The organism is Thioclava sp. JE_KL1 (assembly GCF_009296265.1).
Classification (GTDB): Bacteria; Pseudomonadota; Alphaproteobacteria; order Rhodobacterales; family Rhodobacteraceae; genus Thioclava.
In genome coordinates, this window is the sequence record NZ_WBJS01000002.1 from 119,573 (window position 1) to 136,491 (window position 16,919).

At 65.4% G+C, this 16,919-nt stretch carries 16 protein-coding genes; 9 read left to right on the forward strand and 7 right to left on the reverse strand.

Annotation, left to right across the window (positions count from 1 at the left end; all coding sequences use genetic code 11):
• The first annotated feature begins 10 nt into the window (after positions 1–10).
• The gene (locus F8R15_RS03385) at positions 11–2,788 is read left to right on the forward strand and encodes a DUF4175 domain-containing protein (RefSeq protein WP_253732374.1); all 2,778 of its coding nucleotides are present in this window, start codon (positions 11–13) and stop codon (positions 2,786–2,788) included.
• 53 nt (positions 2,789–2,841) lie between these two features.
• Here F8R15_RS03385 and F8R15_RS03390 read toward each other — a convergent pair whose 3' ends face one another.
• Entirely contained in the window at positions 2,842–3,993 is a 1,152-nt protein-coding gene (locus F8R15_RS03390) for a zinc-ribbon domain-containing protein (RefSeq protein ID WP_152843559.1), read from the reverse strand.
• A gap of 138 nt (positions 3,994–4,131) precedes the next feature.
• Between F8R15_RS03390 and F8R15_RS03395 the strand changes: the two genes are divergently transcribed.
• Genes F8R15_RS03395 through F8R15_RS03405 form a run of 3 tightly spaced genes read left to right on the forward strand, consistent with a single transcriptional unit; the run spans position 4,132 to position 6,472 of the window.
• Positions 4,132–4,803 (forward strand): cell division ATP-binding protein FtsE, encoded by a 672-nt coding sequence (locus F8R15_RS03395; RefSeq protein WP_078569836.1) that lies wholly within the window; start codon positions 4,132–4,134, stop codon positions 4,801–4,803.
• On the forward strand, positions 4,800–5,696 hold the full coding sequence (locus F8R15_RS03400) for an ABC transporter permease (RefSeq protein WP_078542196.1): 897 nt from the start codon (positions 4,800–4,802) through the stop codon (positions 5,694–5,696). Before F8R15_RS03395 ends, F8R15_RS03400 begins: the two co-directional genes overlap by 4 nt.
• Positions 5,696–6,472, forward strand: a complete 777-nt coding sequence (locus F8R15_RS03405) for a 1-acyl-sn-glycerol-3-phosphate acyltransferase (RefSeq protein ID WP_078522538.1) — start codon at positions 5,696–5,698, stop codon at positions 6,470–6,472. The genes F8R15_RS03400 and F8R15_RS03405 overlap by 1 nt, the downstream gene beginning before the upstream one ends.
• A gap of 100 nt (positions 6,473–6,572) precedes the next feature.
• On the opposite strand, the gene F8R15_RS03410 is transcribed toward F8R15_RS03405, so the two are convergent.
• Entirely contained in the window at positions 6,573–6,848 is a 276-nt protein-coding gene (locus tag F8R15_RS03410; RefSeq protein ID WP_368730995.1) for a transcriptional regulator, read from the reverse strand.
• A 140-nt stretch (positions 6,849–6,988) separates the two neighbouring features.
• On the opposite strand from F8R15_RS03410, the gene F8R15_RS03415 reads away from it, so the two are divergent.
• Positions 6,989–8,209 (forward strand): MFS transporter, encoded by a 1,221-nt coding sequence (locus F8R15_RS03415; RefSeq protein ID WP_152843563.1) that lies wholly within the window; start codon positions 6,989–6,991, stop codon positions 8,207–8,209.
• 31 nt (positions 8,210–8,240) lie between these two features.
• Here F8R15_RS03415 and F8R15_RS03420 read toward each other — a convergent pair whose 3' ends face one another.
• On the reverse strand, positions 8,241–9,200 hold the full coding sequence (locus tag F8R15_RS03420; protein WP_078569841.1) for an acetyl-CoA carboxylase carboxyltransferase subunit alpha: 960 nt from the start codon (positions 9,198–9,200) through the stop codon (positions 8,241–8,243).
• A 184-nt stretch (positions 9,201–9,384) separates the two neighbouring features.
• Between F8R15_RS03420 and F8R15_RS03425 the strand changes: the two genes are divergently transcribed.
• A complete protein-coding gene (locus tag F8R15_RS03425; RefSeq protein ID WP_152843565.1) occupies positions 9,385–9,852 on the forward strand; it encodes a GyrI-like domain-containing protein in 468 nt (155 codons plus the stop codon).
• Between the two features lie 198 nt (positions 9,853–10,050).
• Here the strand turns inward: F8R15_RS03425 and F8R15_RS03430 are convergent, their stop codons facing one another.
• Positions 10,051–11,007 (reverse strand): L-malyl-CoA/beta-methylmalyl-CoA lyase, encoded by a 957-nt coding sequence (locus F8R15_RS03430; protein ID WP_078522543.1) that lies wholly within the window; start codon positions 11,005–11,007, stop codon positions 10,051–10,053.
• A gap of 289 nt (positions 11,008–11,296) precedes the next feature.
• Between F8R15_RS03430 and dgcN the strand changes: the two genes are divergently transcribed.
• The 3 genes from dgcN (at position 11,297) to F8R15_RS03445 (ending at position 14,210) form a co-directional block, all read left to right on the forward strand.
• The gene (gene dgcN, locus F8R15_RS03435) at positions 11,297–12,298 is read left to right on the forward strand and encodes an N-acetyltransferase DgcN (RefSeq protein WP_152843850.1); all 1,002 of its coding nucleotides are present in this window, start codon (positions 11,297–11,299) and stop codon (positions 12,296–12,298) included.
• A gap of 69 nt (positions 12,299–12,367) precedes the next feature.
• Positions 12,368–13,330, forward strand: coding sequence for an N-acetyl-D-Glu racemase DgcA (gene dgcA / locus F8R15_RS03440; RefSeq protein ID WP_078522544.1), 963 nt, complete (start codon positions 12,368–12,370; stop codon positions 13,328–13,330).
• 19 nt (positions 13,331–13,349) lie between these two features.
• A complete protein-coding gene (locus F8R15_RS03445; protein WP_152843567.1) occupies positions 13,350–14,210 on the forward strand; it encodes a D-amino-acid transaminase in 861 nt (286 codons plus the stop codon).
• Positions 14,211–14,301: 91 nt separating this feature from the next.
• Here F8R15_RS03445 and F8R15_RS03450 read toward each other — a convergent pair whose 3' ends face one another.
• The 3 genes from F8R15_RS03450 to F8R15_RS03460 form a co-directional block, all read right to left on the reverse strand.
• On the reverse strand, positions 14,302–14,811 hold the full coding sequence (locus F8R15_RS03450) for a hypothetical protein (protein WP_152843570.1): 510 nt from the start codon (positions 14,809–14,811) through the stop codon (positions 14,302–14,304).
• 215 nt (positions 14,812–15,026) lie between these two features.
• Entirely contained in the window at positions 15,027–15,965 is a 939-nt protein-coding gene (locus F8R15_RS03455) for a calcium-binding protein (protein ID WP_152843572.1), read from the reverse strand.
• Between the two features lie 132 nt (positions 15,966–16,097).
• Entirely contained in the window at positions 16,098–16,844 is a 747-nt protein-coding gene (locus F8R15_RS03460; protein ID WP_152843574.1) for an N-formylglutamate amidohydrolase, read from the reverse strand.
• Positions 16,845–16,919 lie beyond the last annotated feature (75 nt).

Here is a 16,919-nt window from a genome sequence, read left to right on the forward strand (position 1 = left end):
TAGGGAGAGTATGCCGGTCAGGAACTGGTTCAGCAAAGCTTCGCGCGACGCGGCGACGAAGGAGGACGGGCAGGCCGCTCTGGCCCCGCTCTCCCGGCCTATTGCGCTCACCCATGCCGGCATGATCGTCGAGCGGGGGCTGCGCGCCTTCTGGCCTCTTCTCTCCGTTCTCGCGCTGATCGCGACCGCCATCGCCTTCGCGCTGCCCGCTTATCTGGGGCCGGGCGGGCGCTGGTTCTGGCTGGTCGCGCTGATCGCCTCGCTCGCCGCGCTGGCATGGGGCGCGTGGCGGATGCGCTGGCCGCGCCGAGTGGATGCGATTGCGCGGCTCGATGCGACGCTGCCGGGCCGCCCGCTGTCCGCGCTGACCGACGAGATGGCGCTGGGGCAGGACGATCCCGCCGCCCGCGCGCTCTGGATGGCGCATCTGCGGCGCATGGCCAAGGCTGCGCAGGCCGCCCGTGCGCCGCGCCCCAAACCCGATCTTGCCCGCCGCGATCCTTACGCGCTACGTCTGACCGCGCTGACGGCCTTGGTCGTCGCGGTGATCTTCGGCGTGCCGCAGCGGCTTTTGCACCCGACCGAGGGGCTGCCGACGCCTGCGGGCTCTGCCGAGGCGGCGATGGGCCCGAGCTGGGAAGGCTGGGCCGCGCCGCCGCGCTATACCGGCAAGCCGGGGCTCTATCTGAACAAGGTCGAGGGCGACGAGTTGATCGTGCCTGAAGGCACCCGCTTCTCGATCCGGCTGTATGGCGCGTCCGGCGCGATTGGCTTCTCCGAGAGCGTCTCGAACCCTGCCGCGCTGTCCGAACAGGGTGCGGCGCAGACCGCGAGCGGCATCGAGACCCACGAATTCGAAGCCGTCCGCGACGGGCTTCTGGAGTTCAAGGGCCCCGCCGCGCGCCGCTTCAACGTGGTGGTGCGCCCCGACGAGGCGCCCTCTGTCGCGCTGGCCGGAACGCCGGATCGCCGCGCCGATGGTAAGCTGAGTTTGCCCTTCACCGCGCAGGACGATTACGCGGTGACCAAGGGCCACGCGGTGATTTCGCTCGATCTGGCGAAGGTCGATCGCCGCTACGGTCTGCAGATTCCGCCCGAGCCGCGCGACGATCTGATCTATGATCTGCCGCTGCCGATTTCCGGCTCGCGCGCCGATTTTACCGAGAGCCTCGTCGAGGATGCCGCGAAGCATCCTTGGGCGAACCTGCCGGTGAAACTGACGCTCGATGTCGAGGACGGGCGCGGCCAGACCGGCACTTCCGGCACGCAGGAGATCATCCTGCCCGGCAAGCGTTTCTTCGATCCGCTCGCCTCCGCCTTGATCGAAGTGCGCCGCGATCTGCTGTGGTCGCGCGACAACCGCGGCTATGCCGATCAGCTGCTGCGCGCGATCTCGAACCGGCACGAGGGCTTCATCAAGCGCGAGGAGGTGTATCTGATGATCCGCCTCGTGGTCGGGCGACTCGACGATCCCGACCTGTCGCCTGAGGCCCGCGACGAGATCGCCGAGGCGCTGTGGAAGATGGCGGAGCTGGTCGAGGATGGCGGGCTCGCCGATGCTTTGGCCGCGATGCAGAAGGCGCAGGAAAAGCTCTCCGAGGCGATCCGCAACGGGGCGTCCAAGGATGAGATCGCCAAGCTTATGCAGGAGCTGAAAGAGGCGACCGACAATTACATCCGCATGCTTGCCGAGCGCTCGCGGCAGCAGGAACAGGGCCCGCAATTCGGTCAGCAGCCGCAGCAGGGTCAACAGATCACCGGCGACCAGATCCAGCAGATGATGGACCAGATCCAGAAGCTGATGGAGGAGGGCCGGATGGCCGAGGCGCAGGAGCTGCTCGACCAGCTCGCGCGGATGATGGAGAACCTCAAGGTCCAGCAGGGTCAGAACGGTCAGGGCGACATGCCCGGCGGTCAGGCGATGCGCGACATGCAGGATACGCTGCGCAAGCAGCAGGAGCTGTCGGACGATGCGTTCCGCGACCTGCAGGACCAGTTCATGACCCCGGAGGAGCGCCAGCAGCAGGCCGAGAACGGTCAGCAGGGCCAGCAAGGTCAGCAAGGGCAACAGGGCCAGCAGCAGGGTCAGCAGGGTCAACAAGGCCAGCAGGGCGAGCAAGGCCAACAAGGTCAGGGCCAGCAGCCCGGCGACCAGCCCAGTCAGGGCCAAGGCCAGGGCGGGCAAGCGCAGCGCGACGGTCAGGGGCAGGGCGATCAGCCCGGCATGAACGGCGGGCAGGGCGGTGTCGATGGTCAGAGCCTCGCGGATCGCCAGCGCGCATTGCGCCGCGAACTCGACCGCCAGCGCGGGCTGCTGCCGGGCTTCGGCAACGAGGCGGGCCAGCAGGCCGAGAAGCGTTTCGACGATGCCGGGCGCGCGATGGATCAGGCCGAGGAGGCGCTGCGCGAGGGAGACAATTCGGCGGCGATCGACCGTCAGGCCGACGCGATCGAGGCGCTGCGCGAAGGAATGCGCGCGCTTGGCGAGGCGATGCGCAACGAACAGGCGCGCCGCGACGGTCAGCCGCCCGGCCAGCAGGGAAATCAGCAGGCGGGCCAACCCGGACAGCAGGGTGGGCGCGAGATGCCGCGCGATCCGCTGGGTCGGGCGCAGGGCGAGGGCAACCAGCTTGGCACGGATCGTCAGATGCTCAATGGCGAGGATGTCTATCGCCGGGCGCAGGATCTGCTCGATGAAATCCGCCGCCGCTCGGCCGATCGTTTGCGCCCCGAGGAAGAGCTGGACTACCTCAAGCGGCTGCTCGACCAGTTCTCGAACGCGGGCTGACGCCGCGCGCCCATAAGTTCAACTTATGCGCGGCGGCAGATTATTAGGAAAACTTATTCGGTGAAGCCGTCCGAGGTCGCCTCGGGCGAGAGGCGATGCGTCAGGATCTGCAACTGGTCGTCGAGCCAGATGCGGCCCTCGTCCACCGCCACGACATATCGCGTCAGCGGCGATTTGAGCGCCGGGACCTTCGCGGCAATGTCCGGCGCGAAGGCATAGAGCAGCGCCAGGATCGCGGTGACTGCCATGACGAAGATGAAGCCGCGGCTGAAGCCAGAGCGGCGGCGGCGCGCCATTTCCGGCGAGAATTCGGCCACGCTGTCGCCCTCGCGATCCGAGGTCGCGGTGAGGGTCGAATTGATTTCGTCGATGTCGGGCAGCCGTTCGCGTCCGCGGATCGCGCGCAAGTCTTCGTCATCCTCGCCGAGCAGGTCGGCCACGCGATCCTCTTCGCGTTCAGCCTCGGGCTCGTTGAGATCGGAGAAATCCTGCCCGCGGTGACGACGGCGTGCCAGATCGGCTGCGGCGGCCTCGGCGGCGCGTTCCGCATCGTCGCTGGTCTCGCGCTCTTCGAGGTTCAATTCGTCTTGCGTCTCAAGCTCGCTCGAGCCTTCGGCGCGGCGCTGCGCGGCTTCGCGCTCGGCTTCTTCGCGCAGGATCGACAGCAGCCCGTCATCGAGCGGTTTGCGCGGGGTCGCACCGACGCGCGGGGCAGGGCCGAGGCCCGGCTCTTCCTCGTCGTCGTCTTGATCCTCCGGCTCCGGCGTCGAGACCATCGCCGCAATGGCGGCATCCGTATCGTCCGTGCTTTGCGTCGTCACGACTGACTCAGGCTCGGGCAGGGGCGTTGCCGCCTCGGGCTCGGGTTGTTGTTCGGGTTCGGGAAGCGGCTCGGGCTCGGAAACTAGTTCGGGCTCGGAGGATTGCTCGGATTCGGAAACGGGCTCAGATTCGGCGGGCGTCTCCGCCATCACCTCAGCCTCAGCTTCCTCGGATGCAGCCTCTGCCTCAGTCTCGGCGTCGAGATCCCAACCTTCGGGCGGGGGCGCAGCGGTGGTGGTGTCGGGCTCGGCAGAGAGCATATCCTTGCTCGGCTGGAACCAGCCGTGCCCGCAATTGGAGCATTGCACATCCCGTCCGCCATCTGGGATGACAGCGTCATCCACTTCGTATTGCGCACCGCAATTGGGGCAAACCAACCGCATATTGTCCCATCCCTGCCCGTGTTGGCGTTTTGCCGTTCTGGCCAACCACTTTCTTATGTTGTAGCAAGCGCGGGCGGAATGTCCAAATGATTTGGGCCACTTAATTCGCGAAACGCGCACCAAATAAAGGGGCTGGCAGTGATCGAGCTGCAAAATGTGGCGATGAGCTATAGCGGGGCGGAGCTCCTTAGCGATATGTCCCTGACGCTTGCCCCTGGGTCATTCCATTTTCTGACCGGACCGTCGGGGGCCGGGAAGACCACTTTTCTCAAATTATGCTACGCGGAATTGCTGCCGACGGCAGGGCATTTGTCCTTGTTCGGCAAGGATGTGCGCGGGATGGACCGGGACGAAATCGCCGGGTTGCGCCAGCGTATCGGCGTCGTGCATCAGGACTGCCAATTCCTCGATCACCTCTCGGTGGAGGAGAACGTGGCGCTGCCGATGACGGTCAATCGCCGCACGCCCGACATGACCCAGCTGCGCGAATTGCTGGCCTGGGTCGGGCTGAAACGGCAGGCGAATGCGCTGCCGCCGCAACTATCGGGCGGGGAGCGGCAACGCGTCGCTCTGGCCCGCGCGGTCATCATGTCGCCCGATGTGATCCTCGCCGACGAGCCGACCGGCAACCTCGATTGGGAGATGTCGCTGCGGCTTCTGTCGCTGCTGGTCGAGCTGAACAAGATGGGCAAGACGGTGGTGATCGCGACCCATGATCTGAACCTGATCCGGCAGGCGAAACCGCAGGTCTCGGCGCGGGTTCTGCGCATCGCGAAGCGCCATCTGCATACGGCGGGGGCCGATCTGTGAAGCTGACCTTGCTGACATTCGCCTCCGAGACGACCGGGCCGGATCGGGTCGTACCGCCGACCGGGTTCACCGCGCGGCTGACGCTGTTCACCGCCGCCGCAATGGCCTTCCTTGCGGTCTTTGCGCTGGCGCTGTCGCTGGCGACCGGGCGGCTTGCCGATCGCTGGGCGGACAGCCTCGCGCGCTCGGCCACGATCCGCATCTCCGCCCCGCCCGAGCAGATGGATGCGCAGGTCGCCGCCGTGCAGGAAGTGCTGAAGACGACGCCGGGGGTCGCCTCGTCGCGGGTGATGGGCGATGACGAGATGAAGGGGCTGCTGAAGCCGTGGTTCGGTCCCGATCTGCCGGTGGATGCGCTGCCGCTGCCGAAGCTGATCGCGGTGACCGAGACCGGCGCGGGCGTCGATGCCGAAGGGCTGCGGCTGCGGCTGCAGGCCGAAGCGCCCGGCGCGATCTTCGACGACCATACCCGCTGGCGGCGTCCGCTGGTTGCGGCGGCGGAGCGGATTCGCACGCTGGGCCTGTTGTCGCTGCTGCTGATCTTCGGCGCGATGGCGGGGATGATCACGCTGGCCGCGCAGGCTGCGTTGGCCGCGAACGGTCAGGTGATCGCGACGCTGCGGCTGGTGGGCGCGAAAGACGCCTTCATCGCGCGGGCCTTCGTGCGTCGCTTCACCACGCGCGGGCTGATCGGTGCGGTGGCGGGCACGGTGCTGGGGATGCTGGCGGTGGCGCTGCTGCCCTCGACCGAGGCGGCGGGCGGCTTCCTCACCGGCTTGGGCTTTTCCGGTGCCGCATGGCTCTGGCCATTGATCATTCCGCCGATCGCCGCGATCGTGGCCTTTGCCGCCACGCGTTTCGCCGCGCTGCGTATGCTCAGGAGACTTCGCTGATGTCCGACCCTTCGCGCCGCCCCGGAAAGGTCACGCCGCTGACCCATGTGATGACCGGGATTTACTACGTTCACATCGCGCTCGCGACGGTGCTGATCGGGGCGTGGGGGCTTGTGTTTCAGGTGCTGCCCAAGGGGCGGGCCGGTGTGCATCGCACCGCCGGAATCTGGACGCAGCATCTGCTGGATATGGCGCGGGTCTATCTGGGGCTGCGCTATGAGCTGCGCGGCACGCCGCCCGAGGGCGACTGCATCGTCGCGGCCAAGCATCAGAGCTTTTTCGACATTCTGATCCTCGCCAATCACCTGCCGCGCCGGGCTTTCGTGATGAAGAAGGCGCTGCTGAACGTGCCGGTGATGGGGTGGTTTGCGCATAAGGCGGGCTGCATTCCGATCGACCGCTCCAAGGGGTCGGAGGCGATGAAGGTGATGCTGGGCGCGGTCGAAGAGGCGCGCGCGACGCATGGGTTGGGGCAGCTGATCATCTATCCCGAGGGCACGCGCGTGCCGCCGGGCGAGAGGCGCCGTTACAAGCAGGGCGTGGGCGTGGTGGCGGAGGCCACGAAGCTGCCGGTGGTGCCCGCCGCGACCAATGCGGGCCTGTTCTGGAGCAAGCGCGGCTGGCCGATCCGGTCGGGCGTGGCGGTGACCGAGTTCCTGCCGGCGATCGAGGCGGCGGGCTCTGCGCCGCAGACGCTGGCGGCGGTCGAGGCGGTGGTCGAGCCGCGCTCGGATGCGCTGATGCTGGAGGCCGGGTTCGAGCTGCCGAAGCCCTGAGCGGGTGGCGGCGGAGGGATCCTCCGGCGGGGATATTTTTGCCAAGGCGAAGGGGTGCGGCTGCGCTGATGGATGCGGGCGCGGGAACACGTTGGCGTGATCAGCTCTCTCGCAGATCGGCGTCGAGGATTGGGTCGATCAGGCCGGGGAAGCGCGCCTCAATGTCGTCCCGGCGCAAGGTGAGCAGGCGGCCACGACCGTTCGGGTTTGGCTCGTTCCGGATTACGCCGGATTCTCGCAAAACCTTGAGAATATGGGATTTCGTCGACTTCGGGACATCCGCCGTCACGGCGCTGCAGGCCGCCGCTTCGAGCGGTCCCTCGCGCAGGTTGCGGGCGATTTCGCGCCGCGCCGGGTCGCTGAGCGCGAAGAGCACTTGCGACAGTGACAGCGAGTCAGCGGGGGGATGAGGGAGTTCGGGGGGCGTGCTCATGGTTCGATAATACTTGAACCATGCGTCCTGTCGAGTATGTGGAGGTTCGACAATTTTCGAACCAATCGCATCAGGAGACAGCGATGACCGACGAGACAGATCCCGGCCCGAACGGCGCCTCTCCAAGTCTGCCGACGCGGAGCCGCGCAGGCTTCGTACTTGCGATCATGGGGCTCGTGCTGATGCTGGCCGGGGCCAGTGCGCCGTCGCCTTTCTACCCGGTCCTGCAGGCGCGGATCGGCTTTTCCTCGGCGATGATGACGGGGATCTTCGCGATCTATGCCGGGGCGCTTCTGATAACCTTGCTGGTCTTCGGGCGGCTCTCCGATCATCTCGGACGGCGGCCCGTCCTGTCGGTGGGCTTCGTGCTGTTGGCGCTTGGAATGCTCGAGTTCCTCTGGGCGGATACGGCGATGGCGCTGCTGCTGGCGCGGGTGCTGCAGGGGCTGGCGAGCGGCTTGCTGATTTCGACGCTGAGTGCGAGTTCGACCGATCATGAGCCGTCTGCGCGGCCCGGTCTCGCGGCAGTCTGGAACGCGGTCGCGCCCTTGGCGGGGCTTGCGGTCGGGGCGCTCGCGGGGGGCGCGTTGTTGGCCTATGCGCCTGCGCCGCGTCTGGTGACCTTCCTCGGGCTCGCGCTGATCTATGGCCTGCTGGCCCTGCTGGTCTGGCTGCCGCCGGAAACCGCGCTGCGCCATGGCGGGACGCTGGCCTCGCTGCGCCCGCAGGTCTCGGTGCCGCCCCATATTCGTGCGGCCTTCCGGCGCGGTGCGCCCGCGGTGCTGGCGGGGTGGGGAACCGGCTCGCTATTCCTGTCGCTGGGGGCGCCAATAGTGGCGCAGGTGTTCGAGGTTCACACCGCGCTGGCGCAGGGCGCGATCGTGGCGCTGCTATCGGGGACCGGAGCGGCCTCGTGCTATGCGACGCGCAATCTGGCGCCGCGCCGGATTGCGCTTCTGGGGACGGACGGGCTGGTGCTGGGCACGGTGCTGTCGCTGGCGGCGCTCACGACGGGGAGTTTCGCGCTCTATCTCGCGAGCGTTTTTATCGCGGGGATCGGCTTTGGTACCTGTTTCGCGGGGGTGTTGCGTTCGCTCGCACCGCTGGCCGCACCGGATGAGCGTGGCGGGCTGTTCGCGGCACTGTTCACGCTGGCTTACTCGGCCTTCGGGGTGCCCGCGGTGCTGGCAGGGCTGGCGGTGCCGGAACTGGGGCTGCGGCTGACGACCGAGATCTACGGCGCGGTCATCATCGCGCTTGCACTTGGGGCGGGGTTGATGCGCAGGCAGGCGGAACCGGCGTGAGGCCGGTTCACGATGCGCGGGGGCTTCGAGTTTAGGCCGAAAGCCCCTTCGTGCCCATGTCGAGAAACTTCTTGCGGCGTGCCTTGATCAGATCGGCGGGCTTCTTGCCCTCCAGCTCTGCCAGCATCAGCGAGATTTCCGAGCCGACCGAGGCGATGGTCGCCGTGGCGTCGCGCTGTGCGCCGCCCATCGGTTCGGAGATGATGCGGTCGATCACGCCGAGCTTCTTGAGATCCTGCGCGGTCAGGCGCAGCGCCTCGGCGGCTTCGCGCATCTTCTCGGAATCCTTCCACAGGATCGAGGCGCAGCCTTCGGGCGAGATCACCGAATAGACGGAATGTTCCAGCATCGCGACGCGGTCGCCGGTGGCGAAGGCCACGGCGCCGCCGGAGCCGCCTTCGCCGATGATGACCGAGATCAGCGGCACGCCGATCTGCAGGCATTTCTCGGTCGAGCGGGCAATGGCCTCGGACTGGCCGCGCTCTTCCGCGCCCTTGCCGGGATAGGCGCCGGGGGTGTCGATCAGGGCGACGACCGGCAGGCCGAAGCGGGCGGCCATGTCCATCAGGCGGATCGCCTTGCGGTAGCCCTCGGGGCGGGCCATGCCGAAGTTGCGCTCGATGCGGCTTGCGGTGTCGTTGCCCTTCTCGTGGCCGATCACCATCACCGGCTTGTCGCCGAGCCGGGCGAGGCCGCCCATCACCGCGTGATCGTCGGCGAAGTTGCGATCGCCTGCGAGCGGCGTGTACTCGGTGAAGAGCTGGTCGATATAGTCCTTGCAATGCGGACGGTCGGGATGGCGCGCGACCTGACATTTGCGCCAGGGCGACAGGTCTTTGTAGAGGTCGCGCAGCATCGCCTCGGCCTTCTTGTCGAGGGCTGACGCTTCCTTGTCGACATCCATCTCTTCGTTTTGCCGGGCCAGCGCGCGCAGCTCTTCGGCTTTGCCTTCGATCTCTGCCAGCGGCTTTTCGAATTCGAGATAGGTCATGGATCACTCCGCATCCGGAAACTCGCGCCCTTAATGTCTTCAACGCTCGGGAATTGCAACTGGGTGGCGCATGGCGGGCGCGTCCGCGATTGCGGGAGCGGCGGCGCCTTGCCTCATAGGCGCGGCGGATGGGAGGTGATAGAGTGGCTGAGGAAGCGCGCGCTTTAACCGGAAGAGGGTTAATTTGGCGTATGAAGTCGAGATCAAAGAGATGCCAGCGGTGCGGCTTGCCGGGCTGGCACATAAAGGGCCTTACCCGTCGGTCGGCCCGGTCTTTCAGAAACTTGTTTCGCTGATCCCGGAGCCGTCTTGGGCGGAAGTCGAGCATGCGGCGATGATCGGCCATGACAATCCGCGCAAAGTGCCGGCGGAGGAGTTGCGCTCGCATGCCTGTTTCGCGGTGGGCGAGGGGTTCGTGATCTTCCCGCCGCTTGCGGAGATTCGCTATCCGGCCGGGAAATATGCGGTGGTGACGTTGAAGGGGCCCTATGAGCAACTGCCCGAAGCGTATCGCTGGCTGGACGAGGACTGGTTCCCGGCGTCGGGCATGGAGCATCGCGATCTCGTGGCCTACGAGGTCTATCTCAACGATCCGATGAACACGAAGCCGGAAGATTTGCTGACGGAGATTCGCTTGCCGCTGCAGGGCTGAGGCGCTGCAATTTGCGGAACTGTCATCGGGCCGTCGCACAGCGCGGCTAGATGGCGTTTGCGTGGGATTCCCCGGCGCTAGAAAAACGGAAACGCCCCGGCCGTAAGCCAGGGCGCTCCTTTTCCCTCATGCGGCCGGGCCTCCCCTCCCAACCGCTCCGGGATTCGATAACTATATCGCGATTCGTTCGCGCGCGGCTTAATCTTTAATCATTTCGGCTTGTCTTACAATCACTTCGGCTTGTTTGATTGACGCAATGTCGACGAGACGGCCTTTGTAGACGGTCGCACCTTCGCCGCGTGCCTTGGCCTCTTCCATCGCCGCAAGAATTTCACGGGCCTCGGTCACGGCCTCATCAGAGGGCGTAAAGACCTCATTTGCAAGAGAAATTTGCTTGGGGTGGATGGCCCACTTGCCCACCATGCCAAGCGTCGCCGAGCGCAGCGCCTGCGCGCGGAAGCCATCATCGTCGGAGAAATCGCCGAACGGGCCATCGACCGGCAAAATGCCGTGAGTGCGGCAGGCGGCGACGATCGCGGCCTGCGCCCAGTGCCACGGGTCGGACCAATGCTTCTCGCCGTTGCGCAGCATGTAGTAGTTTTCCTGCGTCCCGCCGATGCCGGTGGTCTGCATGCCCATCGAGGCGGCGAAGTCGGCGGCACCGAGGCTCATCGCCTGCAGACGCGGAGAAGATGCTGCGATTTCCTCGACATGCGCGAGACCGGCGGCGCTTTCGATGATGACTTCGAGCGAGATTTTCTTGCTGCGACCCTTCGCGGTTTCGATTGCGGTGACCAGCGCGTCGACCGCATAGACATCCGCCGCGCAGCCGACTTTCGGGATCATGATCTGGTCGATGCGCTCGGAGCCTTCTTCGAGCAGTTCGACCACGTCGCGATACCAATAGGGCGTGTCGAGGCCGTTGATGCGGACCGAGAGGTATTTATTGCCCCAGTCGATCTCGTGGCTGGCCTGAATGATGTTGCGCCGCGCCTGCGCCTTATCGTTGGGCGCGACCGAATCTTCGAGGTCGAGATTGATCACATCGGCGGCGGAGGCGGCCATTTTCGGGAAGAGCTTGGTGTTCGAGCCGGGGCCGAAAAGCTGGCAGCGGTTCGGACGGGCAGGGGGCGTGGGTTGAACGCGGAAGCTCATGTAGCGGCCTTTCGCAAGGAAGTTACGTTTTGGGTTGCGGATTGGGTATATTGTTGCGCGGCCCCTTGCAAGGCGATTTTGCAGGCGCAGAATCAGGGCCGCGCTGCAGCATTGCAGGCATCCGAAAATCCGAGCGATGCACGAAATTGCGGCGAGTTGGCGCTTTTGCCGAAGGATCTTCCGTTTTGCCGGAAATGTTGCACGGAAATCCCCAAGAAATTTTTGCGCCGCGCCCTAATATCATCAACAAACAAGACAAAACACAGACCACAGGGAGACCCGCATGTCGCTGATCGACACCCCTTATCTATTGTTTCTGGGCGATGCCCCCGATCCCTTGTCCGCGAAGGTCGCGCAGGGGATCAAAGACTGGCGGCCCGAATATGCCGTCGGCCAGTACCGGATGGAGGGATGCCAGGCCGACATGGGCATCCCGGATCTCGATATCAAAGAGGCCGTTGCGAAGGGCTGCAAGACGCTGGTGATCGGCGTCGCAAACCGTGGCGGCCTGATCTCGCAGGGCTGGAAGAAGGTGCTGATCGAAGCGCTGGAAGAAGGTCTCGACCTCGCCTCCGGCCTGCACAACCTGCTGCGCGACGAGCCCGATCTGGTCGCGGTCGCAAAGGCCTGCGGGCGTCAGTTGCATGACGTGCGCATCCCGGCGGTGAAATATCCGATCGCCAATGGCGAGAAGCGCACCGGCAAGCGCTGCCTTGCCGTGGGCACCGATTGCTCGGCGGGCAAGATGTATACCGCGCTTTGCATGGAGCGCGAGATGCGCGAGCGCGGCATAAAGGCCAGCTTCCGGGCGACGGGCCAGACGGGCATCCTGATCACTGGCGACGGCGTGCCGCTCGATGCGGTGATCGCGGATTTCATGGCGGGCTCGATCGAATACCTCACGCCCGATAACGATCCCGACCATTGGGACCTGATCGAGGGGCAGGGCAGCCTGTTCCACGTCTCCTATTCGGGCGTGACGATGGCGCTGATCCATGGCGGTCAGCCCGATGCGCTGATCCTCGCGCATGAGCCGACGCGCACCCACATGCGCGGGCTGCCCAGCTACAAGCTGCCCTCGCTGCAGGAGCTGAGCGACATGGCGCTGGCGCTGGCGAAGGTCGCCAATCCCGCCTGTCAGGTGGTCGGCATCTCGGTCAACACTCAGAAGATGGGTGAGGACGAGGCGAAGGCCTATCTGGCGAAGGTCGAGGAAGAAATGGGCTTGCCCACGACCGATCCGTTCCGCTTCGGCGCGGGCAAGCTGGTGGACGCGCTCGCCGCGATCTGATTGTCTCGCTTGTGACCCCTGCCGGATGCCTCCGGCGGGGATATTTGCACCAAGTCGAAGGGGGCGCGGATGATCCGGGTGAGTCATGATACGTTCAAGCTGGCGCAGGTCTTTACCATCGCGCGCGGCTCGCGCACCGAAGCGCATGTGCTGAGCGTGACGCTGGAGCGCGACGGCGTGACGGGGCGGGGCGAATGCGTGCCCTATGCGCGGTACGGCGAAAGCCTCGACAGCGTTACCGCGCAGATCGAGAGCCTTCCGCAAGGGATTTCCCGTGCGGAGCTGCAAGAGGCACTACCCGCCGGGGCTGCGCGCAACGCGGTCGATTGCGCTTTGTGGGATTGGGAAGCCAAGAAGAAGGGCGTTCCGGTCTGGGAGCTTGCCGGGTTGGACAAGCCCGTGAGCCAGACCACGGCCTACACGCTGTCGCTGGACGAGCCGGAGAAGATGCGCGCGGCGGCCGCCGAGCATGCGCATCGCCCGTTGCTGAAGATCAAGCTTGGCACGCCCGAGGACATGCCGCGTCTACGCGCGGTACGCGAGGGCGCGCCGGAGTCGAAGATCATCGTCGATGCGAATGAGGGCTGGGAGATCGAGACTTTCCTCGACATTCAGGCCGAGCTGAAGAAGCTGGGGGTGGCGCTGGTCGAGCAGCCTTTGCCTGCGGCAGGGGACGAAGCGCTGTCGGATATCCAGCGGCTGGTGCCGATCTGTGCGGATGAGAGCTGCCATACGCGCGACGGGCTTACCGATCTGCGCGGCAAATACGACGTCATCAACATCAAGCTGGACAAGACCGGCGGGCTGACCGAGGCCTTGCGGCTGCGCGATCTCGCGCGCGCCGAAGGGTTCGGTGTGATGGTCGGTTGCATGGTGGGCTCGAGCCTTGCGATGGCACCGGCGATGCTGGTCGCCCAGGGTGCCGATTACGTCGATCTTGACGGCCCGCTGCTTCTGGCCGAAGACCGCGATGTGCCGCTGCGTTACAAGGGCAGCGTGGTGGAGCCGCCGGAGCCGGAGCTTTGGGGCTGAGTTTTCAAGGAGCAAGAATATGAGCCGGATCGTCTATCTCAACGGAGAGTATATTCCCGAGGAAGAGGCCAAGGTCTCCGTCTTCGACCGTGGTTTCGTGATGGGCGATGCGGTCTATGAGGTGACTTCCGTTCTGGGCGGCAAGATTCTCGAATTCGAAGGTCACATGAACCGGCTCGGTCGCTCGCTGGCGGAGCTGGAGATGACCTGCGATCTGACCCGAGACGAATGGATCGAGATTCACCGCGAACTGGTCAAGCGTAACGATCTCGACGAAGGGATGATCTACCTTCAGGTCTCGCGCGGGAATGCGGGCGATCGCGATTTCCACTACCCGCCGGAGGGCACGCCCCCGACCGTGGTGCTGTATACCCAGTCGAAGCCGAACCTCGCCGACGATCCGAAGGCGAAGCAAGGCATCAAGGTGATCTCGCTTCCCGACCTGCGTTGGCATCGCCGCGACATCAAGACCGTGCAGCTGCTCTATCCGTCGATGGCCAAGATGGCGGCCGAGAAGGCGGGCAAGAACGATGCGTGGTTCGTGGAAGATGGCTTCGTGACCGAAGGCTCGTCGAACAACGTCTATATCGTAAAGGGCAACAAGATCATCACGCGGCATCTGAGCCACGACATCTTGCACGGGATCACCCGCGCCTCGCTGCTGAAATATGCCGCCGAGAGCCAGATGGAGATCGAGGAGCGTCCCTTCACCATCGAAGAGGCTCAAGCTGCGGATGAGGCCTTCTTCACGTCGGCCTCGGCTTTCGTGATGCCGGTGGTGGAGATCGACGGCGAGACGGTGGGCGAGGGCGCGGTTGGCCCGGTGGCTATGCGTCTGCGCGAGATCTACCTCGACGAGAGCCGCAAGGCCGCGATCTGATCCGCGCCGAGGCGCAACATCTGGAATTTAAAAAAGAAAAGACCCCGGCCAGCCCAACCGGGGTCTTTTCCTGTCATGCGGGCGGTGTCTCTCAGGCCGCCGCATGAGCGCGGAATTGGAAGGCATCTGGCGCGATTTGCTCGGGCGCGATGCCTGTGATGACCAGTTCGGCCTGACCTTCAATCACGACGAGCGTGCCTTCGGCGCAGGTGCGGAAGGTGATGTCGTCGCGGCGGGGCGCAGAGCCGGTGAAATCGAGGGCGATGGCGTCGCCCGGTTCGAACCCGTTTATGCGCGGCAGCGGCTCGGGGCCTGCGGCGGGTGCAGGTGCCGGAGCGTGTGCGCGGGTCTCGGCCTGTTGGTTCGGATGCGCCAGCAGCGCTTCGATGCGCATCATCACGGCGGCATCGAGGTCGTTCGCGTCCTCCGCCGAAGCGCCGAGCGCCTCTTTCGGCGAAGGAACCTGCGCGGGCGCAGCGGTCATCGTGGCGGCCTCCGCTCCGATGTCGGCGGCGGCGCGAACCTGGCGCTGGCGCGGCAAGCCCTCGGCCCAGCCGAGAAGGCATAACGCGATGGTGGTGGCGATGAACAAGGCGAGCATGTTTTCTCCTGATCTTGCCTTGATCGTCGCGACATTTTGTCGGCTGCGCAAAAGCTTTGTGAGGCCGAAACCGGCCCATTGTTCAGGGGTCGTTAACCATCAGAGAGAATGACGAGGATTAGTATCGCGATCGGATATGGTCGCGTTTTTGGGGCTTTACCGAGACGGAAGGAGGCCGCGCGTTCGGCGGCCTCTCGGCACGATTCGAGAACGGGTCAGACGTAGACCGGCTGACCGTAGTTGAGTCCGTCGGTGGCATAGATCGCGCCGCCCGCCGCCTTGAGCGCGGCATATTCGACATCCTTGAGCGTCGCGACCTGCTGGCCATTGATCGACACGATGGAGTCGCTGCCGCTTTGCGAGACGGTGAAGTCGGACACGTTGTCGAGGTCGTCCACCTCGATGCCCAGAAATTCGCCGGACGCGCCGGGGGCCGGGGTCGGGTCGAGCTGTCCGAAATCGGTCACGGTTACCGGCGCGTCGCCCTCGGTCCAATCGACTCCGAACCAGTCCGAGCCGGTGCCGCCGGTCATCGTGTCGCCGTCGTCGCCATGGAGGTAGTCGTTATTCGCGCCGCCATCGAGCAGGTCCGGCGCGCCGTCCTGATCGACGGCATAGAGTTCGTCATCGCCATAGCCGCCATAGAGGGCGTTCGACCCTTCCGCATCCATGAGGTAATCGGCACCGAGATTGCCGCGCAGCGTGTCATCGCCCTGGCTGCCGGTGATCGAGTCGTTGCCCGCGCCCGCGTCTATATAGTCGTCGTCCGAGCCGCCGACCGCGCCGAAGACGCCGGACGCTTCGAAGGCGTCGAGGAAGTCGCCAAGGCTCGTCGCCTGATCCATCGCCTGCTGGCCCTCGGGCGAGAGGTCGCCGCCGTCATTGCCATCGCCAAGATAGATGTCGTCGTCGCCTGCGAGCCCCATCACCGTGTCGGTCCCATCGGTGCCACGGATCGTGTCGTCGCCCGACGTGCCTTCGGTCAGCTGATCGGGCTCGGAGATGTCGATCTCCTCGCCTGCACCGGTGACCTCTTCATCAGGACGAGCCGCTTCCTCGTCGTCATGGTCATCTTTATGGTCGCCGCCGCCGTCGAGGCTGGCCCCGACAAGGAGCGCCATCGGCAGGAAGGCGAGAAGAAGTGTCGCGAGCATCGGTGATATCCCCCTGAAATCAGAGAAAATATCCGCGACGCTCACGAAAGCGTCAATAGAATGTGATCAAAATGTGGCAGGAGTAACGTCGTTTGGAAACAATCCCTCGCGCCACGCGGTCACTGTCGCCGGTTAGAGGCCGCTCTGCGCCAGAACCCGCGTCAGAATCGGCGTCAGACGGTCGGCCCATGCGGCTTGCTGCTCGGGCGTCGCGATCAGGTCGTTGCGCAGCTCGATCAGCACGTTCGGGCGGCGATGCGCCAGCGCGTGGCGGTCGATCGAGTCGCCTTCCAGATGGCCCAAATAGGGTTGATTGTCGCCCACGCAGAGATCGCCCTCGGCTTCGAGCGCCGCGATCATCTCATAGGCGAGGCGCGGATCGGCCGGGGCGTGCAGGATGCCGACGTCCCACGGCCGGGGCGGGCGCCCGCGTAGGCGCGGTGTAAAGGAGTGAACCGCGCAGATCACCGTATCGTCGCGCCGCGCCGCGAGCCGGGCATATTCCGCATGATAGGGGCGATAGAGCCGGTCCAGCCGCCGCTCGACCTCTGCCGCGTCGGCATGGCGGTTCGCGGGGATGATCGTGCCGTCGTAAAGCTTCATCACCAGCGTCGGGTCGTCTTCACCCCGGTTCGGGTCGATCACCAGTCGAGAGAAGTCGCTCGCGATCATCGGCGAGTCGAGCCGCTCCGCCAGTGCCTCGGACAGCCCCAGCGCACCGACGTCATAGGCGATGTGGCGCGCCATATCTTCGGCGTCGATGCCCAGATCGCCTCCCCCCACCCAGTCGGGCACGGTGTTGCGCGCATGATCGCACGTGATCAGCCAGCGTCCGGGCCGTGCCTCTCCAGTGATCGAAAGGGGCTGTTTTTCGTTCATAGTCTCTTCACGCTTGCTCGATATGGCTCAGATAACGGGAAAGATTGCGCCACGCCAGTTGCGGCCCGCGACAAA